Here is a 21,118-nt window from a genome sequence, read left to right on the forward strand (position 1 = left end):
GTGCGTCCTCGCCCTCCCCTGCTGCGCGCATTCCGGCCGCCCGGCCGGAATGCGCCCTTACCTCCGGGCCGCCGTCGCCGATGCCGGCCGGCGGCCCGCCACTTCTTTCGGAGATATCCCATGACCTACCAGTTGATGACCATCGGCCCCTCGCCCTGCGAGGAGGCCTGCGCCCAGGTCGGCCGGGCCGACTACGACGAGCGCTCGCGGCGCGAGTGCCGGGTGTTCCTGCGCATGCTGGAGCGCCTGTACCCGCTGGCCGACGACGTGCCGGCCCGGTTCACAGTGCGGAGCTTTCCGCACGATTTCGGCGCCTACCGCGAGGTCTGCGTCCGCTACGACGACACCGATGCCCGCGCCTGCGACCACGCCTACGAGGTCGAGGGCAACACCCCGGCCGAATGGGACGCGATCGCGCGCTATGAACTGCTCTGGATCGAGCGGCACGACCTGCTCCAGCGCGCCGTGCAACGCGGCGAGATGCTGCCGCAGGAGGTGCCCGAGCAGTACCGCCGGGATGAGGCTCCGGCGCTGCCCACGCAACTGAGTTTCGCCGAGCTGCTCGCGGCGTTCCCGCTGTAGCCCGGAGCACGCGAGCGGCGGGGCGCTGCGCCGCCGGGCATCACCCAGGCGGCATGTTCCCATGAGCCACCAGGCAGGCTTCCTCCGGAGCGCCTGCCTCTTCGACGCGGAGGCGGCCGGTTTGTCCCTGGCGGACACCGCCGCCTGGCCCTTTCAGGCCGCCTGAAGCCTGGATGAACGCACCGGCCGCTGGGACGCGCCGACGATCTTCGGCGCAAGCATGCGGCGCCTGGCCCGGCCGGGCGCTGCCGAGGCGCCATCCCCGGGTCCCGCCGGGATCACCGGCGGATGTCCGCGGGCGGCGCGGTGAATTGCGTGTCGATCAAGCGCCAGGCGTCCTGTGCCAGCGGCGCCGCGCTTTCCTCGAGGATATGCGCGACCAGTCCGCCGCAGCGCCCGATCAGCGCAAGGCACGTCGCGAGCCGTGGCTCGAGCCCCATGCCCAGGACGCACAGCGCCGTCCCGCCGGCCGCGTTCAGCGGCAGGCGCCGGCCCTGCCGCTCGAGTTCCTGCACGATGGCGTCGGCCAGGCGCCATGCCTTGCCGTGGAAGCCGTTCTCCTGCGCGATGCGCCGCAGCGCGGGGACGCGGGGATCGCCCTCGGTGTGCACCGGATGGCCAAAGCCGACAAACCGGGTTCCCGCCGAAGGTGCGGCCAGTTCGCGCGCGAGCCGGGCGTAGGCTTCAGGGCCGTTGCCGTCGGTCAGGCCCGCCGTCCAGCCGGCGAACTGCTCGGCCGCCAGCGACGCCGGGCCCAGGAAGCGGGAGCCCGCGCCCAGCAGCCCCGCCGCGACGGCGCCAGCCAGCGACTCGGGTGCGCCGAGATAGGCCATCCGGGCGGCGATGGCCGGCGGGGTCAGGCCATGGTCCAGGGCCACCACGAGGATGGCGTCGATCATCCGCTTCTCCTCGGCGCGCGGCCTGCGGCCCAGCACGCACAGGACCAGCGCCTCCACGAAGTCCATCTTGCCGAGGACCTCGTGCGCCAGGTCATGGCCGCGCAGCGTGACCGTGTGGGTGCTCGCGTGGCCGATGGCTGTCACGTTCATGGCGGATACCTTCCTTTTTGTCTTTCGCGTCGCTCACGGCAGCAGGACGATCTTGCCCAGGTGCAGGTTGCCGCGCATGAACTCCTGGGCCTGCAGCGCCTCGTCCAGGGGGAACGTCCTGGAGATCACGGGGCGCAGCGTGCCGTCCGCGAGGCGCGGCCCAAGCTCCGCCTCGAACCGCCGGCACACCTGCGCCCGCTCCGCGAGGCTGCGGCTGCGGAAGGACACGCCGATCAGCTGCAGCCGGCGCAAAGCGAGCAGGTTCAGGTCGAGCGTGTCCTCGGTGCCGCCCAGCATGCCGAGCACCACGATGCGCCCGCGAACCGCCGCCGCGGCCAGATTCTGGGCGAGCACGCCGCCGCCGATCGCATCCAGGATCAGCGCCGTCCCCTGCCCGCCGGTCTTCTCCAGGACGGCGCGCGAGAAGTCGGGCGCCCGCGCCAGGTCCACGATCTCCTGCAGGCCGTGCGCGCGCAGCGGCTCGGCCCTGTCGGCACGGCGCGTCGAGCCCATGACGAGGCCCGCGCCGAGCACCCGCGCGATCTGCACCGCGGCGATTCCCACGCCGGAGGTCACGGAGTGGATGAGGACCGATTCGCCGCCGGCCAGGTGGCCGGCGCTGCGCAGCGCGTCGTGCGCCGTCAGGTAGCTCACCGGCACGGCTGCGGCGTCGAGCAGCGGCAGCGCGTCCGGCACCCTCAGGGCCACGTCTTCGTCTACGCACACCTGTTCGGCGTAGCTGCCGTCGGCCAAGGCCATGACGCGGTCGCCGGGCGCGAAGCGCGTCACCCCCGGGCCCAGCGCGATGACTTCGCCGCTCATCTCGTTGCCCGCGATGTGGACTGGACGCGGCGCATAGTGCTTCTGCGTACGGCTCAGGTCCGAGCGGTTCAGGGCCGCGGCATGGACGTGCACCAGCACCTGGCCCGGCCCGGGCACCGGCGCGGCCACCTCCCGCACCTGCAGCGTCTTGCCTTGCGGCGAATCGACCACCACGACGGCTTTCATCGGCGCGCCTCCCGGCCGCCGGCGGCGAAGGAACTAGAACGCATGGGTGATCCCGATGCCGATGTTCTTGGCGGTGGGGTTGCCCGCGGGAACCGCGTTCGCCGGACGCGGCGCGGGCCCGGTCGACAGCACGTACTGGGAGCCGTTGCGGTTGCGCACCGCCCCGACGGATCCCCACAGCGTGGTGCGCTTGGACAGTGCGTACTCCGCGCCGAGCGCCAGCCACGGCACATCCCTGTTGCCCACCGGCGCCGCGTAGTCGCTGCGGTCGCGCAGGTAGAACACCTCGCCGATCAGCGTCCAGGCACCCACCGGCGCGCGCACCCCCAGGTTCAGCAGCGTGAAGTCGCCCGCGCCGCGGGCGGTCAGCCCCTCCATGCGCTCCAGCACGCCGGTGCAGGTGAGGCAGTCGTTCTTCTCGCGCGTGTACCCGGCGAAGACCTTTGCGAAGCCCGCGTCGTAGCTGCCGCCCACCATCAGGCCGCGCGCCGCGCCCACCCGGTCCGTGCTGCCGGCGCCGCGCTGCTTGGCCACCGAGACGAGGACGTTCCAGGGGCGTGCGTTGTACTGCAGCGTGGCCCCGACCATGCTGCCCTGCGTGGTGCTCTTCTCGCCGGCGGATCCGTGCAGTTGGAGCTGCACGCCGCCCCAGGACGGCGAGGTGTAGTGCACTGCGTTGTCGGAGCGGGCCGCGGCGATCAGGTGCAGCGGGTACTTGTCGCTCGTCGCGGTGCTCCTCGTGATCGCCGACACCGAGCCCGACTGGCCGGCCTGGAATGCATTGACCGAAAGCGATGCCACATAGAAGGTGCTGCCCATGCGGCCGAGGCGGATCGTGCCCCAGTCCTTGGAGGAAAGCCCCACCGTGGCCTCCCGCCCGAACGCGCGGCCGCCCTGGGCGAACGTGCCGGTGTCGGCGTTGATGCCGCTTTCGAGGCGGAACACCGCCGACAGGCCGCCGCCGAGGTCCTCGGTTCCGCGGAATCCCAGCCGCGAGCCGACCAGCCCGCCGGACAGCTGACGCACCTGGCTGAACGATCCGGCCTTGCCGTAGTCCATGCCGACGTCGAGCACGCCGTAGACCACCACGTTGGTCTGCGCGTGGGAGTGGGAGGCGGCCAGGGCAAAGCAAGCCCCCGCCGCCGCGATGGCGTGTTTCATGGTTGTCTCCTCTTGTTCTGGTGGTGCCGGTCGGGGGCTACTTGTTCGCGCCCCGTTTGAGCAGCCGGCTCTGGAGTTCGGAATCGGCGCGCGCGCGCTCGAGGAACTGGGCACTGGTGGACCCTTGCACCACGAAGCCCTCCGCCACCAGCTTGTGCCGCAGCGGCTCGCTGAGCACCACAGCGCGGATCGCATCGCTCAGCTGGTCGACCCTGGCCTTGGGCAGCCCTGCGGGAGCGACCACGCCGACCCAGGACGCAGCCTCCATGCCCGGGAAGGTCTCACTGAGCGTCGGGACCTCCGGCAGCAAGGTGGACCGGGTGGGCCCGCCGTACGCGAGCGCGCGCAGCTGACCGCTCTCAATATGGGCCAGGGCCGCCGGCAAGGCGCCCATGATGTAGTCGAAGCGCCCGGCCAGCAGATCCGCCAGGTAGGCGCCACCGCCGCCGTTGTACGGCACGCGCAGCGCCTGGAAGCCGGCCTTCTCGGCGAACAGCGCCGCATTCAAGGTCGTCGACGTGCCCTCGCCGATCGCGCCGTACGTCACCTTGTTCGGGCCCGCCTTGCCGGCGGCGATGAGGTCGTCCAGGGTCCTGTAGGGCGTGCGGGCGGAGGTGACCAGCACATGCGGCGCGGTCACCACGAGGCTGACGAACTCGAAGGACCTGAACGGATGGTAGGCAAGGCTCGGGTAGACGAGGTGGTCCACGGCGTGCGAGTCGTAGACGATCCCGAGCATCGATCCGTCGGCCGGCGCACGCGCGACCTCGCTGATGCCGATGGTCCCGCCGGCGCCGGGCTTGTTGAGCACGAGGAAATTCTGGCCCAGCTTCTCCGTCAACCCATTCGCCACGTAGCGGCCCACCTTGTCGGTGGTGCCTCCAGCAGGGTACGGAACGACCACCGTGACCGGCCTGGGGCTGGCGAAGATGGCGGGGGCGATGGCGCCCAGCGGCACGCCCAGCAAAATCGATCTGCGTTTCATCGTTGTCTCCTTGATGTCTTCCGTTCTTCCCTTGGACAGCAGCCCTGCCCCACCCGGTGCGCGGCCGCACCGGCTGGCGGCTCTCCGATACACGGTGCTGCGTGGCCGGCCGCAGCGCGGCAGGCTCAGTTCACTCCGCGGGCCTTGCCCTCCCAGTACGGCGCGCGCAACGCCTTCTTGTCGATCTTCCCGACCTTCGTCACCGGCAGGCTGCCCGTGATCTCGATCGTCTTGGGCGCCTTGATCGAGCCGATGTTCGCCTTGGCGAAGGCAATGAGATCCGCCTCGGCGGGGCAACACTGGGGCTGCGGCACGACGAAGGCCTTCACGGCCTCGCCCCAGCGTTCGTCGGGCACGCCGATCACCGCCGAGGCCTTGACGTCCGGGTGCGCCTCCAGGACGCTTTCCACCTCCGACGCATAGACGTTGAACCCGCCGGAGATGATCATGTCCTTGGCGCGGTCGACGATATGGAAGAAGCCGTACGGGTCCACGCGGGCCAGGTCACCGGTATGCAGCCAGCCGTCCCTGATCGTCGCCTCGGTCAGCTCGGGGTTGTTCAGGTAGCCCAGCATCACGTGCGGCGCCCGCACGCAGATCTCGCCCACCTCCCCGGAGCCGGTGCGCGCCTGGCCGTCCTGGCCGACCAGCTTGATGCTCACGCCCGGATAGGGCTTGCCGGCCGCCATGAGCCGCTGCGGATCCTCGTGCACATGCTCCTGCGCCGACAGGTACAGGATGGCGCCGGGCGCCTCCGACTGACCGTAGCTCTGGACCAGCACCGGCCCGAACAGCTCCAGCGCCTGCCGCAGGCGGGCGGGCGACGCCGGAGCGGCGCCGTAGGTGACCCTGCGCAGTTGCCCGCGCTGGATCCGGGCCACGTCCGGGTGGTCGAGCAAGGCGTACAGCATCGTCGGCACCAGGAACAGCGAGTTGACCCGGCCGCTGGCGATCTCCGCGGTCACGCGCGCCGCATCGAACCCGTTGTGGATGACGACGCGCCCGCCCATCCACAGCACCGGGGGGATGAACGAGCCGCCGCCGTGCGAGATCGGCGAGGCCACGAGCAGCCGGGTATCGCCGTCGTAGCCGTTGGCGATGACGTGCAGCATCGTGGCGTAGGTCAGCGCGGCCGAGGCGATCATCACGCCCTTGGGCTTGCCCGTCGTGCCGCCGGTGTAGTTGAGGCGGGCGCAGCCCTGCGGGTCCGCGGCCCCGGCGAACGAGCGCAGCGGGCGCTGCGGCTGCCCGGCGGCCGCGGTGGCCAGCTCGTCGTGGGTCGCGCGCAGGAATGCGTGCCCGCAGGACGCCGCCAATTGCTGCGCGCGGCCGGCACGCCCTGCATCGACGATCACCAGGGCGGGCCGGCTGTCCTCGATGGCGAAGCGATGGTCCTCCAGATCGCCGTTGTATTGCAGCGGCACCAGGGTGAAGCCTCCGACGTAGGCCGCCGCGACCACCAGGAAGGCCTCATAGCCGTTCGCCGCGATCTGCGCGATCCGGTCGCCCGGCTTCAAGCCCAGGGCCCGCAGCGCGCCGATCGTCCTGGCGACGTCCGACGCCAGCTGCGCATACGTCACCTCGGCGCCGTCGCACTCGATCGCCACCCTGGCGCCGGAGCGCTCGAACGCATGGACCAGCGCCTCTCCCATCGACGCCATCGCGTTTGCCTGCATTGCTTTCCCTTCCATCCACATCGGTTGCACCGAAGTCTAGGAAGGGCGGCGCGCCCGTGGTGCCGCGAAGTTCCACATACAGGGAACTTCGCGCGAATGGCCGCGCGCTAGGGCGTGACGGGGACGGCGAAAGCGTCGGCCGGGAAGCGGGAGCGTTGCAGCAGGCTCTCTTGCAGGACCAGCGCTTCCGCATAGAGCGCGTCCAGCACCGACTGCTCATGGCTGCGGCTCATGCGGCCCAGGGTCGTGGCCACGCTGATGGCCAGCAGGGGCCGTCCCGACCCGTCGTTGATGCTCACGCCGAGCGACACCACCCCGTGCGCCACATGGTTCGCCATCCGGGCGAAACCCAGCGCGCGCGTGCGCTCCACCATCTCCTGGACGTAGGCCGAGGAGACGCCGGCGAAGGCCTCCAGCCGCTTGCGGTTCGCCGCGTTGATCACGGTCACCTGCTCGTCGCTCAGCTGGCTGAGCACCGCCATCCCCATCGAGCCCACCCCCAGGGGATGGACGCGGCCTTTCGGCGGCACGATGGGCGGGCGCACTTCGGCGCCGATGCGGTGGTCGATGCACACGGACGAGGCGCCACACCGCTTGCCCAGGAACACGGTGTCGCCCGTACTGCAGGCGATGCGGTCCAGCGAAGTCTCGCACAGCGGGCGCACGTCGTAGCGGTAGGACGAGACCAATCCCATCTCGTAGGCCAGGGGCCCGAGCCGGTACCTGCGCTGCTCGTCACGGGACAGCAGTCCGGCGCCGACGAGCTCCAACAGCAGCCGATGGGTCGTGGACTTGTTCAGGCCCGTGGCCTCCACCACGTCCGAGAGACCCAGTCCGCCCTGGCCCGCCTGCATGATCAGCGAGGCGATCCGCAGGCCCCGCCCCAGCGTCTGTGCGCCGTCACGCCTGGCGCCGTGATCAAACGGTACAACCATGATGTCTCCCAAGATGGTTTCGGATGCCATGCCTGTGCCCGGACCGAGACCAGAGCGCCGGACGATTCTTGTCATATTTTGCAGCCTTACCCCGCCGCCCCTTCCCAGGGGCGTGCGAGCGGCAGCGGGCCGACGCCCCATCCGGCGGACTGTCCGGCAAGGGTGCGCAGCGCCGTCAGGGGCGCTCCGCGCGGGCGCGGCCGCTCACCGCGGCGCGAGGGACTGCGGATCCAGCGTCACGACCGTGGCGTCTCGCCGCCGCGGTCGTCCGCGCCGGGAGGGTCCTCGGCCAGCAGCCGATGGCGCTCCTCGGGCCGGGTCAGCCCGGGCAGCACCCGGCTGGCCACCAGCCAGCACACCCCGAAGGCCGACAGCGCCACCGCCTCGCCGTAGAACACGATGCGCGGCAGCCGCGCCTCGATGCCCAGATCGTCACCCCAGATGCCATTGACCAGCAGCACGGCCATGGCCGCGACCATGGCCCAGAAGCATGCGAGGTACAGCCTCGCGCGCCAGTGCGCCTGCCGGTGGGGCTTGCTGCGCGCATGCCGGTAGAACGCGATGCAGAAATACGCCAGCACCGAGAACATGACGGCGGCGCAGGCATAGTGGACATAGGGGATGATCTCCTCGCGGCCGCCGCACTTGCAGGGAAACATGGCCACGCCGAGGCCCGCCAGCGCCGCCACCCGGGACAGGACCATGTGCGCCCGGGTCTGCCCGTTGTACGAGAGCAGGAAGGCCGAGATCGCAAACAGGAAGCCGACGAAGATGTTGCGCGACCAGTCGCCCGCGAAATACGACTCGCTGATGGATGCGAGCGGGCGCTCGAGTGTGGACACCCAGCCGGTGACGGAAGCGATCGCAATGGCGATGACGCCCACGATCAGCTTCGTGGTGAGCTGGTTGATCTCGGGATACCGGGGTTTCCTGATGACGCGCATGATCTCTCTCCTCCTGCGAATGCGTTGTACCGGAACCGAGGGCATGCCGCCACAGCTGAGCAGCGCCGCGCCGTCCGGTTCGCCGCTTGGCCAGGGGGCGGCCGCGGGCGGACACCGCTCCATGCTGCCGCCGTGCGGGTCGCCTGAGCCGCCCGCGCCACGTCAGGCCGCCTCGGCCAAGCCGGGCGCATCGAGCGGCCGGTCGCCGATGACGATGCGAAACGGCGGCAGGCCGCGCAGCAGCATGCGGCCCCAATGCGTTCTCCCGAGCCGCGGATCCAGCACCGTCACCGTGCCGTGGTCGTCGTCCGTGCGCAGCAGCCGCCCCGTGGCCTGCGCCAGCCGGATGCCGACCTCCGGCACGCTGCGTTCCAGGAATGCGGAGCGCCCCTGTGCCTCTATCCACTCGCGGCGCGTCTCTTCCAGCGGGTTGTCCGGCACGGAGAACGGCAGCTTGGCGCAGATGACATGGGTGCAGTACTCGCCCGGCAGATCGACGCCCTCGGCCAGGCTGGCCAGACCGAACAGCACCGAGCGCTCGCCCGCATCGATCCGGGCACGGTGGCGCTCGAGCAGCTCGCGCCGGGAGCATTCACCCTGCATGAGCACGCAGGCCTTCAGTTCGTCGGGTAAGGCTGCCTGGACCTCGCGCATCTGCCGGGCCGAGGCGAACAGCACCAGCGAGCCGCGCTGGCGCGCCAGCAAGGCAGGAAGACGCCGCACGATCTCCTGCCCATGGGCGGCCGCATCGCGGGGATCGGCGCGCACTCCCGGGATATGCAGGACCGCCCGGCGCCCATAGTCGAACGGCGATGCCAGCGCCAAAGGTTCCAGTGCCGCATAGCCTTGCAGTCCCGCCTCCTCCAGGAACATGGCGAAGCGCCCGCAGGCGCGCAAGGTCGCCGACGTCAACACCGCAGCGCCGACCTTGTTCCACAGCAGTTCCCGCAGCCGCGGCCCGCCGCTGATCGGCGCCGCGCAGACCAGGAAGTCGTCGCCACCGCCCGAACCCGCATGGCGCTCCACCCAGCGCGCCACGGGCAGCGGATGCTGCGTCTCGTCGCACAGCATCCAGTCCCAGGTCGCGACCAGCTCCTCCAGTTTCGGGAAGTACCCCCCGAGCGTGGCCAGGTGCGGCTGCACGGCCTCGGCACGATCGCCTGCGCGGTCCACGAGCGCCGTGCGGAGCGTCAGAAGGTCCTGGCCCATCGCGCGCGCTGCGTCCAGCACGGCAGCGCCCGCTTTCCGCACCTCCACAGGCAGCACGCCGCCTGCGAAGCGGCTGATGCGTTGCTGGCCAGCGAACTCGCAGTGCCGCCCCACGGCCTCCAGCAGGCGCTCCAGCGCCGCGCACAGCCGCGCGGCAGGGAGGGCAGGATCCGGGAGATCCGGGCCGAACCGGCCGAGCCGCAGCGCCGTGACGGCGGCGCGGGCATCGCGGGCCGCATGGGACACCCAGGAGGCCGCACTGCACACGGAGTGGCGCGAGGCGCAGTGGTCCACCACCTTGGAGGGCAGGCTGTGCGCCTCGTCGAAGACTACCAGCGCCTCGCGCAGATCGGGCAGCGTGCTGCCGGGCTCCATGTCCGCTGCCGCCAGCACGAGGTCGTGGTTGGCGATGGTGAGGTCGGCCTCCTTGGCACGCTGGCGGGCCTGGTAGAAGGGGCAGCGCGCATAGCTCGGACAGCGGCTGCCCAGGCAGCCCGGGCGGTCCGTCGTGACGCTGGCCCAGACGGACTCCGGGATCACCTGCGGCCAGGCGTCGCGGTCTCCGCACCAGCGGCCGGCATCGAAGGCCTCGGCCAGGCGCGAGAACCAGCGCAGCGGCCGCACGCCGGCACCGTCCGCCGCCGCGTCGTCTTGCTGCCCGGGCGCGTCGCGCGGCTCGACCGCGGCCTGCTGGTCCAGACGCTGCGCGAGCCGCGCCGGGCACAGGAAGCGCCTCCGGCCCTTGGCCACGACGTAGGAGACCGGGAACGGCAGAAAGCGCAGCAGGTCCGGCACGTCCTTGTGCAGCAGTTGCTCCTGCAGCGTGACGGTGGACGAGGACACGACCAGCTTGCGGCCGCGCAAGTGCGCCAGCACCAGTGCGGGCAGCAGATAGGCGACCGTCTTGCCGGTGCCCGTTCCGGCCTCGATCACGGCGAGGTGCGCTCCGTCGCTTCGCTCTGCGTCGCTGGCATCGACGCGGGCAAGCGCGTGCGCCACCGCCGCGATCATCTGCAGCTGCGGGCGGCGCGCGCGGAACCCCGGCGATCGTTCGCGGATCGCGTCGAGACACCGTTGCATCAGCTGCTTCTCGTCGGGGGTGAGCATGGCCCAGCATCGCCCCCGTTTCGGCCCGGTCAACCCCGGCGGCGACCGCGAGGCGCAGGCAGCGCATGGCATCGCAGGCTGCGGCGCAGCGCCCTGGACCCGAGCAAGTGCCGCCGCGGGACCGGCAACGATTCCAGGCTTCCGGCGCTGGCTCCTTATCCCGGCGGATACGCTGCAGCACGCCCTGTGGCCGCGTCAAGGTCGCAACTGCGGCACTTCCTTCCCCGGGGGCACGTGCCCTCTAGCGCCGCGCCCGGCGAGCCGCTACCGGCGCCCCGTCCGTGCTGTGGGATCCACAGGCCGAAAGCGCCGTGCTGGAGACGCTGCGGCTTGGCAGATCCAGCAGCATCTGCTGCCGGACCCGCAGGGCGAGCACGCGCGGCGCATGCGCATGCACCTGCGGGCGCGGCATCGCGAGGCGTCACGGACCGCGCCCTGAGGCCGGTGCCGCGGCCCTGCCCGTCCCGATGCCGGGCGGCGCGGGGCCGCAGCCGACTCCGCCGCGCCCGAACTGCCCCAGGTACCTCCGGATTGACGCCGCATGCAGGTGTGGCCCAATCAACCACCGCACGATCACAAGAAGAACCGCACGTTGGACTCCACCACTTCCATTTCCGCGACAGGCTCCAGGTTCGAGCGGCGCAAGCAGGCGCGCCCGGGCGAATTGCTGGAGGCGGCGCTCGCGCTGTTCGTCGAGAAGGGGTTCGCCGCCACCCGCGTCGACGAAGTGGCAGCCCGGGCGGGCGTCTCCAAGGGCACGCTGTTCCTGTACTTCTCCACCAAGGAAGACTTGCTCAAGGCCGTGGTGCGCGAGGTCATCGCAGGACGCTTCGCCGAATGGGGCCGCGAGCTGGACAGCTTCGAGGGCAGCACGGAAGAACTGCTGCGTTACTGCATGCAGGTGTGGTGGCGGCGCGTGGGGGACACGCCGGCCGCGGGCATCTCCAAGCTGATGCTGTGCGAGGCACAGAACTTCCCCGAGCTGTCGGACTTCTACCGGCGCGAGGTCATCGAGCCCGGCAACGAACTGGTCGGCCGCATCCTGCGGCGGGGTGTCGAACGCGGCGAGCTGCGCATTCCCGAAATGCAATACGCCGTCAAGCTCGTGCTCGCACCCATGCTCTTCCTCTCGCTGTGGGAGCATGCGGGAGGACTGCGCACCCCGCAGCCCAACGACTTCGACCAGCAGCGCTTTCTCAGCCTGCACGTCGAGGCACTGCTGCACGGTTGGCGCGCCACGCCATCGGTACCGTCGCCCGCGGCGTGAGTTCCTCCTGCTTCGGCCTTTGCCTCTCTCCAACCGGCCCGCCGACGAAGCACCTCGCGTCCCGGGCCGGCAGGGGTCGGCCCAGGGGATCAGCCACGTGCGCCGGTGGGCTCGGAAGACGAGCGCGCGATGTCTGCAAGGTCGCTCACATAAGCCTGCAGCAACTGGCGGGCGGACGGTTCGGTCGTCGCAGCGGTCCGGTAGAAGCATTCCAGCAGCAGTTCGTCATCGAACTCGCTGATCGCGAGCAGCAGATCGAACCCGCCATCACCGCCCCGATCACCTGACGCGTCGGACTCGAGCAGCCGCGCGATGGTCGCCTCTCCCAGCCAGCACCGCGTGTACCGGAAAGCCACGCCGCCCCGCGCGTCGGCGTATGCCATGCCGGGGCCAGCACCGCCCGCGATCGCCCGGCGCATGTCCTTCGGCATGGCCGTCTCGTCGCGCGGCTGCACGGCGCCACCGGCGACGCCGCGCTGCATCGCCCCACCCTGGCCCGGTTCCGGCCAAAGAACGGTGATCGATGCCTCCCCATGCAGTCCTTGCCGGTCGAGCGCCAGGCCGAACATCGCCAGCAGCATTTCGGCGAGACGGCATCCGCTGCGCCGGGCGGCGCGCCGAAGGTCCCATACCGCCCCATCGGTGATCAGGAGCGAAAGCTGGCCATGGGTCTGTGGCGGCTGCACCGCGGCGCCTGCGCGCCGCGGACCCGGTTCACGGGCATCCGGCGCCATGTCGGCTGCCGCAGACGGCGGCGGTGGGGCGCCAGGCGGACCGAGATCTGCCGGCAACCTGCATGTGGGATCGCACATGGGGTCCATCAGCTCGACAGCCGTCCCTGCACTTCGACCCAGCACGCGAAGAGCGGTTGCCCGCCGATCACCACCGGCGGCGCCGCGCGGTGGGCGGCACAGCCGGCTCGCCGCAGCAGCCGTTCCACGCCGAGCGGAGACACCGTGATCAGGCGCTGGACGCCGTTGTCGGCCGCCAGACGCAGCACCTCGCGCAGCAGCTGCAGGGTGACCGGCGACGAGAACTGGCCCAGGGGATGGGCCCCCGCCTGCGCGAAATCCACGGCCGCGAAACGCGACAGTTCCCAGACGTCGGCGCGCCGCGGCGGCTCGACGCCCCCCATCAGCTGCGGGAACACCTCGCCGAGCAGATAGGGCTTGTCGGTCGGCATCAGGCGGGCGGTGCCGACCAGGCGGCCGTCGTACTCGCGGGCGGCCAGATAGATGGTGTCGGGGCGGTCGAACTGGTCCAGCTCCAGCCCCTCGCGGGCCGGAAGCTCCCATCCGAGCGTCTCGATGAACACCTTGTGCCGGTAACGCGCAATGCCCTCGAACAATTCCGGCGACAGGGACCTCGGGGTGCCTTCAATAATCTCCACATCGGCCTCCAGCAACGACTGACGAGCCGCCATTGCATCGTCAGCCCGCGCTTTGCGGTACTACCAACTGCTGGAGGACACTTATAGCGTGCAGCGCAACAGGACCTGCCGCGGGTTGTCGCGCCACGGCAGCGCGTCCACCACGGTGCCCAGGACTTCGAGATTGCGCCGCCAGGCGTAGTCGGCGCCATGCCGGTCGATCAACATGACGTTGCTGCGGGGCCAGCCCACGCGCGCCAGCCCGAGCACGCCCGGCGCGCACACCAGCCGCCAGTCCCAGCCGATGCTCAGGCACGGCGCGGCGCGGCTGAACCACTCGCTGTAGCCGCAGATCGCGGTCTGTGCGCCGCACCGCGCAATGTCCTGGGGGTCCTGTTCCAGCCGCGAAAGCATGTGCTCCAGCCGAAGGTCGAGCATGGCGTCCAGCGACAGCCGCACAAAGCCATCCGTGCTGGACAGCCAGGGACCTTCACCGTACGCGGGACCGTATTGCCATGTCATGTCGTCATCGTGCGCCTATGCCGCGGGCCGGGCGCTCCGCCGCGCGCACCCGACAGTTTCGGAGAGCGGCGGCGGCCCGTCAAACCGTCGCTGCGCTTCTCACGACAGCAGGCCCATCGCGAGCGCGCGAACGGCGGCGGTTGCCTTGTTGGGCGAATTCATCTTGAGGGTCGCGTTCTTGACGTGGTAGTTCACCGTATCGATGCTGATCGAGAGGATGAGCGCGATCTCCCCGGCGGTCTTGCCGTCGATGGTCCATTTGAGCACTTCCGTCTCCCGGGCCGTCAGGTCGGCGCCCGGCGGTCCGTACAGCCTGGGCTTGAAGTGGCGGCCCAGTGCCATGTGCGCGATGTTCACCAGCCAGGACATCTGCATCCGCTTGTCCGCCATCTCCGTGCCGGTGATCGGCTCGGACGAGCGCGACAGGCTGAGCATGCTCGTCACCCCGTACGCGTCCAGGCTCGACTGGCACCAGCCGTAGCGCAGGCCTGCGGACTGCGCCTCGGACCACAGCCCCGGGGTCGATGCGAAGACCTGTTCGCTCCAGACGAGCGGCACCTGGCTGCTGCGCCCGTGCAGCACCGTGGGGTCGACGCGCACGTAGCCCGCCTCGAGATACCGGTGCTGCCACACCGCGGGGTAGTCGTTGACCAGCATGACCTTCGGATCGGTCACCGGCAGGGGCACGCGCAGCCCGAACGCGCACCACTCGAAGCCCAGGCCCCTGGCGGCGAACGCGATATGGGCGAACACCTCGTCCTCGGCGCCGTCGGGGTCGATGGCCTGCATCAGGGATCCCGCCCAGTTCTCCATGGCTCTTCTCCCGCCCACCCTCCTTCCAGAGAATCCCCACGGCGGCGGGCGCACCGTGCATGGACATGGAACACACTGGTCTACCTTGTGGGCGGCCAACGACTCCCCGCCGCCAGCGGATATTGCTGTCGGCAGGCCGCCCGACACGCAGTGCCGGGCAACGCAACTACCGATTTTGCTGCGATTGCACGGAAATCGGGCAGGTTATTCCGGCGGACCGTCCCCTGGAGCGGGCAGACGCAGGCCACCGGACGGCAGCCGCTGGCGCTGTTCGGTCGTCCGGTGGGTTGCATGCGACGCTCCTCAGCGGCTGGCGCGCCCGGGCTCGCGCTGCAGCAGGGCCAATGCGCGGGCCACACCCAGCCGCGCGTCGCCTCTGCCGAGGCGCACGAGCGCCCGCTGCAACTCGGCGACGAGCGGGGCGTTCTGCGGCACGAGCGCGTTCCAGGACAGGTCGGCGGACTCCGCGCCGGCGAGCGCGCGCCGAGTGGGCGCCCGGGCCCCGAACACATCGATCGCGCCGTCGCCAAGCCGCACGTCGCGCTTCAGCTCGCGCAGCGCCTGTGTGGCGGCCAGGGCGTAGGGCTTGAGCGGATCCGCATCGGACCAGTCCTTCAATGCGGCGGGCCGCTGCAGCGGCCGTGGCGCAGGCTCGACGCGCGCGTAGAGCTCATGGCAGCGCTGCAGGTACCGGCGCTTGCGCAGCGCCACGGAGGGAGGATCGCCGGGCCGGGGCCGCAGCGCCTCGCGCAGCCGGCGTGCCGGGCCGTCCGCGGGGTTCCCTGGCGGGTCGGTGCTTGCTCTGGAGGCGGCAGAGGCGGGCCCCAGCCACCCCGGCCAGTCCCTCGGGGCGCCGTGCGCGATCGCCCTGCCCTCCCAGGCCTCGACGGGCGCGCTGCAGAAGGACCGGGCCGCCTGTCCAAGTCCCGCGGGGCCGAGGAAGACCAGGCTGAGATCGGCGCGGCCGTCGAGCCGGGGCGCCACGCCGAGGAACAAGTCGGCGCGGCGCGTCGAGAGCAGATAGCGCGCCAGCTCGTTGCGCCGGTCCCAGGGCTCGTTGGGATAGCCGAACCGGCGGAACAGATAGGCAAAAAGGTTGCCGTACTCCAGCTGCGTGCCCACGGTGGCCGCGAGCACGGGGTCGAAGGGGCGCGCGGCGCCATGCGCCGGGCGACGCACCGTCGCGAAGCTCAACACCTCAAAGGACCCCGCGCCGTCCGGGAGCGAGGCCAACTGCATTCGAAAGGACATGTCTGACACCTCCGCCTGCATCTTCCACGCCTCGCACCGGGCTTCAACCCCCGGCCGTGGCCAGCCGCAGGGCCCCGGGCTGGTCTGCCAGCCGGGGCGGTCGCGCAGTGTCGCGGGCGAAGGCGGCCGGCCGACCCCGGGGTAAGGCAGTGGGATGCGTGCAGGCGGATGCGTGCGGGCGGATGCGTGCGGGCGAAGCGATGGATGCAGCGGCGGCACCCAGGGGCCGCTGCGGTTGCCGGTGCCGCGCGCAGCGCCGGCGCGGCTGCGGCGGGTCGCGGCCGGATGGCAGGGCCGGGAGCGTGCGCTTCAGCTGTCGGCGCTGAAGCCGATGCTCTTGACGATCGGCTCCCACTTCTTCTGGGCATCGCGCAGCGCCTCCGTCAGTTGCGCAGGCGTGGACGGCGACACCTCCATCCCGAAGGACGCGAAGCTCTCCTCCACCTCCTTGGACGCCAGCGCGCGGTGCACGGCCGCATGGAGCTTCTGCACCGCGAACGCGGGTGCCCCGGCGGGCAGGTAGACGCCGTACCACTCCTGGAACACCATGTTCTTGAAGCCCTGCTCCACCAGCGTGGGCACCTTGGGCGTGAACCGGCTCCGTTCGGACCCGGTCGTCGCGAGGAGCCGCAGCCTGGGCTGGTTCAGGAAAGTGCCCAGCGGGCTGCAGAGCGCCGGAAGGTTGCCGCCGATCATGTCCGTGATCGCCGCGCCGGAGCCCTTGTAGCCGATGTGGGTGATCTCCACGCCCGCCGCCCTGCCGAGCGAGATGGCCGCGAAATGCAGCGTCGACCCCGTGGCGGGCGAGCCCATACTGGCGCGGTCCGGGTGCGCCTTGTACCAGGCCATCAGGTCGTTCACCGTCCGCACCTGCTCCGGGACCGCGGGGCCGACCGCGATGCCGCAATCGAGGGTTGCGGCCATGGACACCGGCGCGAGATCCGCCGCCGGGTCATAGGGAAGCTTGCGGTAGGTGAACGGATAGACGCCGAGCATCGACATGGGGGTGACGAGAATGCTGGCGCCGTCGGGCGCCGCGGCCTTGACCGCGACCACGGCGAGCTGACCGCCCGCCCCGAGGCGGCTTTCCACCACGACGGCCGGCGCATAGTCGTTGACGAGCCGGTCCCCGATCTTGCGGGCAACGACATCCGTGGTCGTGCCCGGCGGAAAGCCCACGAGGATGCGCGCCAGTTCGGGCCCCGGCGCCGCGCGCAGCGGACCGGACGCGGCCAGCGCCATCGCAGCCGACCCGGCCTGCAGGATCCTTCTCCTCGAATACGCCATCGCTGTCTCCTTTGTCTCTTTTGTTGCGGGCCGGTGCGCGCGGGGCCGCCCAGTACCGTGTTCGCCAGGAGAGTAGCCAAGGCGGCAGCTTGCGTCCAATGCAATTTAAGCCGCCTAGCGTTGCAATCCTTGCAATAAGATGGAGGTGCCGCGCGCCAACGGCGCGGCAGCCGGCGACGAAGGCGGCCGGTCGGGCCAGGCCCGCGCTGAATACACGAAGGAGCCCCTCTTGGACCTGGCCGCATGCATCGCCGAACTCTTGAAGGCACCGACCCTGTCCGCCATGGCGGCGGCGGCCCAGGCACTGCCGGCGCCCACCGCCACGCGTGAAGAGGCCAAGGCTCTCTACGAGCGCCTGGCCGGGTGCATCGCAGCGAACGACCGCCGCGACGCCGTGGCGTCCACGTTGGCCCTGCTGCGCCTCGACGGCAGCACGTGGCTCGCGCGCATGCGCAAGGACGGCCTGTTGCGCGCTTCGCGCTATGGATACGACGGCGGCTGCCTGAAGAAGATCGTGGCGGCGGCGCTCGAACTGTCCGCGACCTCGCCGCTGCCGTCCGAGCAGGTCCAGTACCTGCAGTCCGTGCAGGCGCTGCTGGCGCTCGCCGGGCCCGCGAGGCAGATCCACCGGAGCATCGTCGACCGCCTGAAGGCGCGCCGAGGCGCGGCCCTCAAGACCCTGCTGGCGCTCGTCAACTCCTCGTTCTCCATCAACTGGCTGGGCAGCGAGCAGGCCGACGAGAGCCAGCCGCTGCGCTGGAGCGCCACCGAGCTCGCATCGGCGTTCTCCCGGCTCTACATGATCTCGCGGGACGGTCCCGGCATCGGCGCCCGGACGTGGACCTGGACCGACGACCACGCCGCATCGGCGCATGAGGGCGTCTATTCCAGCCTGCTGGTGGACGCCCTGAGGCTCAACGAGCTGATCGACGCGGAGGTCCTGCTCGATGGCCTTCCGTACAAGGCGCAAGCCACCCCCGCCGGGGTGCTGGTCTCGGCCATCGATCCCGAATTCGAACGATCCGTCCGGCTGGGCTACATCCAGGCCGACCAGCAGTTGCTGATACGCGCGGCCTCGTCCGAGCGGCACCTGGGCGGTGAGCAGCCGAAGCTGCCCTCGTTCCAGGACGCGCTGTCCGCGTTCTTCCAGGCCGGCCTGCTGGAGTTCGTTTCGCTCCGGACAGAGCCCGTAGAGCGGTTCGTGATCACGCTGCCAAGTCTTGCGCCGCTGATCGAGATCCTGAATGTCGACGGCCCGTTCCTGGAGGAGTTCCCTCTCCTCCAAGGCGCCCTGATCGACACCTTCCAGCCGCCCGGCAGCACCGACCTGCGGGTCAGCGGGCAGCTCTCCATCATGGACCTGCTCAAGGCGCAACGGCTGTTCAACCTCATCGACACCATGTTCCGCAAGAAGCTGGAAACGGTGGACGACCCAGTGAAGCGCAGGGTCCTGGGGCTTCGGTCCACCGTGATGGTCGCGCCACGCGCGGATCTGCTGCGGATGCTGCAGGTCGTGATGTCGCCAGAGAAGGCGCAGGAGCTGATCTCGCTGCTGTCGCTGCCGACGACGAACTCCGCGGCGGGCGCCAACGTGTACATCGACCTCCAGTACCGGCCGTTCGTGCACTCGCTGGACCCCAAGGGCGACTATATCGCCATTCCACCGGCGATCGTGGCCAAGTCCAACCTCGCGCGCAGCATCATGCACGCCAGCGGGATCAAGGGCGTGACCGCGGCGGCCGACGATCCGATGCAGGTGGCCGTGGCGACGGCGCTGCGGCAAGCGGGCTTTCTCGTGCGGGAGAGCTTCGACTTCAACATCAGCGGCAGGCGCGAGACCGACATCTTCTGCTACCGCGATGGCGTGCTCTTCGTCATCGAATGCAAGAACGCCTACCACCCGTGCTCGCCGCACGAGCTGCGCAACAGCTACGACCTGGTCCTGAAGGCAGAGGAGCAACTGGACCTCCGCGCCCTATGGCTCGCGGAACCCGGCAACCAGGCGCGGCTCTTCAAGGCGCTTGGCTGGGACGCCACCGCCCCGGCGCGCGTGCGCACCTGCGTGGTCACGGCCAACCGCGCCTTCAGCGGCTACCGCTGCGGCGCCCACCCGGTGCGACAGGCGCACGAGCTGATCAACTTGCTGGTGCGCGGCTACGTGGGAAGAGGTCCCGGAGAGCCGCCGCGCCGCTTCTGGCGCGCCGAGGCCTTCGAGGTCGACGACCTGCTCGACTACCTGGATGGGAAGTCCGTACTCCAGACGCAGCATGCCGCCATGGCCCCCGCAAGGCGCGGCATCGCCCTCAAGGACCGCCGGCTGGAGTTCGCGCAGTTCGTGATGAACCTGGAGGACATGGCCCGGCTCCTCGAGGAATCCTTCGACGCGGCCCAGGACCCCCAGGCACCGCAGGACGGCACCGAGGCGCCGGCCTCGGCGACCGCCGCGCCCTGAAGCGCCATGGCGGCCCACCGGATCTGGCGGACCCCGTGTCCCGCGAGTGAACCGCGCGGATGCCGGGAGCGCGCGGGCCTGGCGGCCATGCGCAACACAGGAGGCGACAGCGATGCCCATCAACCTGAAACAGCTCCACCACATGGTGCTGCTGTCCGAGGAACAGCACTTCGGGCGCGCGGCGGAGCGGGCCTTCCTGTCGGCCTCCGCGTTCAGCCGCAGCGTCGCCGCCCTCGAGGAGTCCGTGTCGATGCCCCTCTTCGACCGGCGGGCGAACGGGGTCCGGCTCACGATGGCAGGCGAGCGGGTGCTCGCCAGGGCCAAAAGGCTCCTGCTGAGCAGCGAGGAGCTGTCCGAGGAGCTGCGGCTCCTGCGCACGGGCGAGCTCGGCGACCTGGTCGTGGGCGCGGGCCCGCTGTCCGCGCCGGCGGTGGTGCTCCCCGCCATCGCCGCGTTCCAGCAAGCCCACCCGCGCGTCGGCGTGCGGCTGGACGTCGCGCACACCCGGGAGCTGCAAAGAAGGCTGATGGAGGAGCAACTCGACTTCTTCGTCGCCGATGTGCGCGAGCTCATCGACCATGAACGCTGCGCGGTCGAGCCGATCGGGCGCATGCGGCTCAGCCTGATGTGCCGCGAAGGCCATCCCCTGGCCGGCCGCGCGACCGTGACCCTCGGGGAGCTGCGGGCGCAGCGGCTCGCCTCCGTCCATATCCCCGCGATCCTGAGCGCCCGGCTGGCGAAGCTGATCGCCCGCGACGAGAAGGGAATGCTGCCGCTGGCCTTGGAATGCGAGAGCGTCATCGTCCTGCGCGAGTACGCGCTTCGGACCGATGCCGTCATCCTCGCCGCGCCGCAGGCCATGGGCGCGGAGCGCCCGGGCTGTGGGCTGTGCAGCCTCCAGGTGCGCGAGTTGTCGCAGCTGGAAGACCAGAACCCGCTTGCCGTGGCCATGGGGCTCGTCACGCTGAAGGACCGCACCCGGACCGCGTCCATGGACATGCTGATCGATGTCCTCCGTACCGGGGCTTCGGCGCGAGGCGGTCAAGCGACCCCCGGCCGCTCAGGGACCGCCAGCGCATCGCCGGCGGCCCGGCGGCCCTCGCGCCGCGACTAGGGCCGGTTCGCACGGACACGGCCCATCGGCGATCGGTGCGATGCACTGGAGAACTGCTGGCGCAGCGGTCGCACGCGCACTTGCTCGCGGGCGTAGGCGGGAAACGAACGGCGGCCCGTGCTATTTCAGCAGGTGCCCGCTGCGCGCCCGCACGACGACGTCGACCCGGTCGGAGGCGGCGGAGGGCGAGGCCGAGAAATTCGCGGTGAAGCCCCCGAGATCGACGCTGCCCATGTTGTTCATGGCGGCGAGTACGCCGCACGCGTCGACCATGCCCGCCGCGGAGGCGCGCTGCAGCGTGTCCACGCAGATGCGCGTCTTGATGGAGCCCACCAGCCCGAGAGCGAACTACGGGCTCGCGGAACCCGGGACGCGGATGACTGGAGG

The 21,118-nt window shown here is 70.7% G+C and carries 19 protein-coding genes; 4 read left to right on the forward strand and 15 right to left on the reverse strand.

Annotation, left to right across the window (positions count from 1 at the left end):
- Positions 1-120: 120 nt before the first annotated feature.
- A complete protein-coding gene (locus BV908_RS14315) occupies positions 121-582 on the forward strand; it encodes a hypothetical protein (RefSeq protein WP_059400396.1) in 462 nt (153 codons plus the stop codon).
- Positions 583-860: 278 nt separating this feature from the next.
- Here BV908_RS14315 and BV908_RS14320 read toward each other — a convergent pair whose 3' ends face one another.
- From BV908_RS14320 to dinG, 8 genes are all read right to left on the reverse strand, one after another.
- Positions 861-1,631: a citryl-CoA lyase gene (locus BV908_RS14320; RefSeq protein ID WP_059400395.1), complete on the reverse strand. Its 771-nt coding sequence runs from the start codon at positions 1,629-1,631 to the stop codon at positions 861-863.
- A 33-nt stretch (positions 1,632-1,664) separates the two neighbouring features.
- A complete protein-coding gene (locus tag BV908_RS14325; protein ID WP_059400394.1) occupies positions 1,665-2,639 on the reverse strand; it encodes a zinc-binding dehydrogenase in 975 nt (324 codons plus the stop codon).
- 33 nt (positions 2,640-2,672) lie between these two features.
- Positions 2,673-3,800, reverse strand: coding sequence for a porin (locus tag BV908_RS14330; RefSeq protein ID WP_059400393.1), 1,128 nt, complete (start codon positions 3,798-3,800; stop codon positions 2,673-2,675).
- 37 nt (positions 3,801-3,837) lie between these two features.
- Positions 3,838-4,785: a tripartite tricarboxylate transporter substrate-binding protein gene (locus BV908_RS14335; protein WP_063840196.1), complete on the reverse strand. Its 948-nt coding sequence runs from the start codon at positions 4,783-4,785 to the stop codon at positions 3,838-3,840.
- Between the two features lie 125 nt (positions 4,786-4,910).
- Positions 4,911-6,476 (reverse strand): AMP-binding protein, encoded by a 1,566-nt coding sequence (locus BV908_RS14340; protein ID WP_063840201.1) that lies wholly within the window; start codon positions 6,474-6,476, stop codon positions 4,911-4,913.
- Positions 6,477-6,568: 92 nt separating this feature from the next.
- Positions 6,569-7,396 carry an IclR family transcriptional regulator gene (locus BV908_RS14345; RefSeq protein ID WP_172739422.1) on the reverse strand — a complete coding sequence of 276 codons (828 nt, stop codon included), beginning with the start codon at positions 7,394-7,396 and terminating at the stop codon, positions 6,569-6,571.
- Between the two features lie 236 nt (positions 7,397-7,632).
- Complete coding sequence (locus BV908_RS14350; protein ID WP_059400389.1) at positions 7,633-8,340, reverse strand: hypothetical protein; 708 nt, start codon at positions 8,338-8,340, stop codon at positions 7,633-7,635.
- Between the two features lie 162 nt (positions 8,341-8,502).
- A complete protein-coding gene (gene dinG, locus BV908_RS14355) occupies positions 8,503-10,656 on the reverse strand; it encodes an ATP-dependent DNA helicase DinG (RefSeq protein ID WP_059400388.1) in 2,154 nt (717 codons plus the stop codon).
- 541 nt (positions 10,657-11,197) lie between these two features.
- On the opposite strand from dinG, the gene BV908_RS14360 reads away from it, so the two are divergent.
- Complete coding sequence (locus BV908_RS14360) at positions 11,198-11,923, forward strand: TetR/AcrR family transcriptional regulator (RefSeq protein ID WP_082136773.1); 726 nt, start codon at positions 11,198-11,200, stop codon at positions 11,921-11,923.
- Between the two features lie 89 nt (positions 11,924-12,012).
- Here BV908_RS14360 and BV908_RS14365 read toward each other — a convergent pair whose 3' ends face one another.
- The 6 genes from BV908_RS14365 to BV908_RS14390 all read right to left on the reverse strand — a co-directional run bounded on the left by BV908_RS14365 (position 12,013) and on the right by BV908_RS14390 (position 17,165).
- Positions 12,013-12,657, reverse strand: a complete 645-nt coding sequence (locus BV908_RS14365) for a hypothetical protein (RefSeq protein WP_139222806.1) — start codon at positions 12,655-12,657, stop codon at positions 12,013-12,015.
- 86 nt (positions 12,658-12,743) lie between these two features.
- A complete protein-coding gene (locus BV908_RS14370) occupies positions 12,744-13,346 on the reverse strand; it encodes an acyl-homoserine-lactone synthase (RefSeq protein ID WP_092939581.1) in 603 nt (200 codons plus the stop codon).
- A 48-nt stretch (positions 13,347-13,394) separates the two neighbouring features.
- The gene (locus tag BV908_RS14375; protein WP_059400386.1) at positions 13,395-13,814 is read right to left on the reverse strand and encodes a DUF4902 domain-containing protein; all 420 of its coding nucleotides are present in this window, start codon (positions 13,812-13,814) and stop codon (positions 13,395-13,397) included.
- A 99-nt stretch (positions 13,815-13,913) separates the two neighbouring features.
- A complete protein-coding gene (locus BV908_RS14380) occupies positions 13,914-14,627 on the reverse strand; it encodes an autoinducer binding domain-containing protein (RefSeq protein WP_059400385.1) in 714 nt (237 codons plus the stop codon).
- 303 nt (positions 14,628-14,930) lie between these two features.
- Positions 14,931-15,878 carry a hypothetical protein gene (locus BV908_RS14385; protein WP_139222805.1) on the reverse strand — a complete coding sequence of 316 codons (948 nt, stop codon included), beginning with the start codon at positions 15,876-15,878 and terminating at the stop codon, positions 14,931-14,933.
- 309 nt (positions 15,879-16,187) lie between these two features.
- Positions 16,188-17,165, reverse strand: a complete 978-nt coding sequence (locus tag BV908_RS14390) for a tripartite tricarboxylate transporter substrate-binding protein (protein WP_063840195.1) — start codon at positions 17,163-17,165, stop codon at positions 16,188-16,190.
- A gap of 229 nt (positions 17,166-17,394) precedes the next feature.
- Between BV908_RS14390 and BV908_RS14395 the strand changes: the two genes are divergently transcribed.
- Together BV908_RS14395 and BV908_RS14400 are read left to right on the forward strand one after the other, a co-directional pair.
- A complete protein-coding gene (locus BV908_RS14395; protein ID WP_139222804.1) occupies positions 17,395-19,617 on the forward strand; it encodes an endonuclease in 2,223 nt (740 codons plus the stop codon).
- Between the two features lie 112 nt (positions 19,618-19,729).
- Positions 19,730-20,731: a LysR family transcriptional regulator gene (locus BV908_RS14400; RefSeq protein ID WP_059400381.1), complete on the forward strand. Its 1,002-nt coding sequence runs from the start codon at positions 19,730-19,732 to the stop codon at positions 20,729-20,731.
- A gap of 120 nt (positions 20,732-20,851) precedes the next feature.
- Here the strand turns inward: BV908_RS14400 and BV908_RS14405 are convergent, their stop codons facing one another.
- The gene (locus BV908_RS14405; RefSeq protein ID WP_059400380.1) at positions 20,852-21,064 is read right to left on the reverse strand and encodes a hypothetical protein; all 213 of its coding nucleotides are present in this window, start codon (positions 21,062-21,064) and stop codon (positions 20,852-20,854) included.
- Positions 21,065-21,118 lie beyond the last annotated feature (54 nt).

The organism is Diaphorobacter sp. LR2014-1 (genome assembly GCF_002916785.1).
Lineage (GTDB): Bacteria > Pseudomonadota > Gammaproteobacteria > Burkholderiales > Burkholderiaceae_C > Diaphorobacter > Diaphorobacter nitroreducens.

Coding starts and splice junctions, on each gene's coding strand:
- BV908_RS14350 (WP_059400389.1), bottom strand. CDS start 8,340: ATGCGCGTCATCAGGAAACCCCGGTATCCCGAGATCAACCAGCTCACC.
- BV908_RS14360 (WP_082136773.1), top strand. CDS start 11,198: ATGCAGGTGTGGCCCAATCAACCACCGCACGATCACAAGAAGAACCGC.
- BV908_RS14325 (WP_059400394.1), bottom strand. CDS start 2,639: ATGAAAGCCGTCGTGGTGGTCGATTCGCCGCAAGGCAAGACGCTGCAG.
- BV908_RS14345 (WP_172739422.1), bottom strand. CDS start 7,396: ATGGTTGTACCGTTTGATCACGGCGCCAGGCGTGACGGCGCACAGACG.
- BV908_RS14390 (WP_063840195.1), bottom strand. CDS start 17,165: ATGGCGTATTCGAGGAGAAGGATCCTGCAGGCCGGGTCGGCTGCGATG.
- BV908_RS14385 (WP_139222805.1), bottom strand. CDS start 15,878: ATGTCCTTTCGAATGCAGTTGGCCTCGCTCCCGGACGGCGCGGGGTCC.
- BV908_RS14365 (WP_139222806.1), bottom strand. CDS start 12,657: ATGGCGCCGGATGCCCGTGAACCGGGTCCGCGGCGCGCAGGCGCCGCG.
- BV908_RS14335 (WP_063840196.1), bottom strand. CDS start 4,785: ATGAAACGCAGATCGATTTTGCTGGGCGTGCCGCTGGGCGCCATCGCC.
- BV908_RS14375 (WP_059400386.1), bottom strand. CDS start 13,814: ATGACATGGCAATACGGTCCCGCGTACGGTGAAGGTCCCTGGCTGTCC.
- BV908_RS14380 (WP_059400385.1), bottom strand. CDS start 14,627: ATGGAGAACTGGGCGGGATCCCTGATGCAGGCCATCGACCCCGACGGC.
- dinG (WP_059400388.1), bottom strand. CDS start 10,656: ATGCTCACCCCCGACGAGAAGCAGCTGATGCAACGGTGTCTCGACGCG.
- BV908_RS14340 (WP_063840201.1), bottom strand. CDS start 6,476: ATGGAAGGGAAAGCAATGCAGGCAAACGCGATGGCGTCGATGGGAGAG.
- BV908_RS14370 (WP_092939581.1), bottom strand. CDS start 13,346: ATGGCGGCTCGTCAGTCGTTGCTGGAGGCCGATGTGGAGATTATTGAA.
- BV908_RS14315 (WP_059400396.1), top strand. CDS start 121: ATGACCTACCAGTTGATGACCATCGGCCCCTCGCCCTGCGAGGAGGCC.
- BV908_RS14400 (WP_059400381.1), top strand. CDS start 19,730: ATGCCCATCAACCTGAAACAGCTCCACCACATGGTGCTGCTGTCCGAG.
- BV908_RS14330 (WP_059400393.1), bottom strand. CDS start 3,800: ATGAAACACGCCATCGCGGCGGCGGGGGCTTGCTTTGCCCTGGCCGCC.
- BV908_RS14320 (WP_059400395.1), bottom strand. CDS start 1,631: ATGAACGTGACAGCCATCGGCCACGCGAGCACCCACACGGTCACGCTG.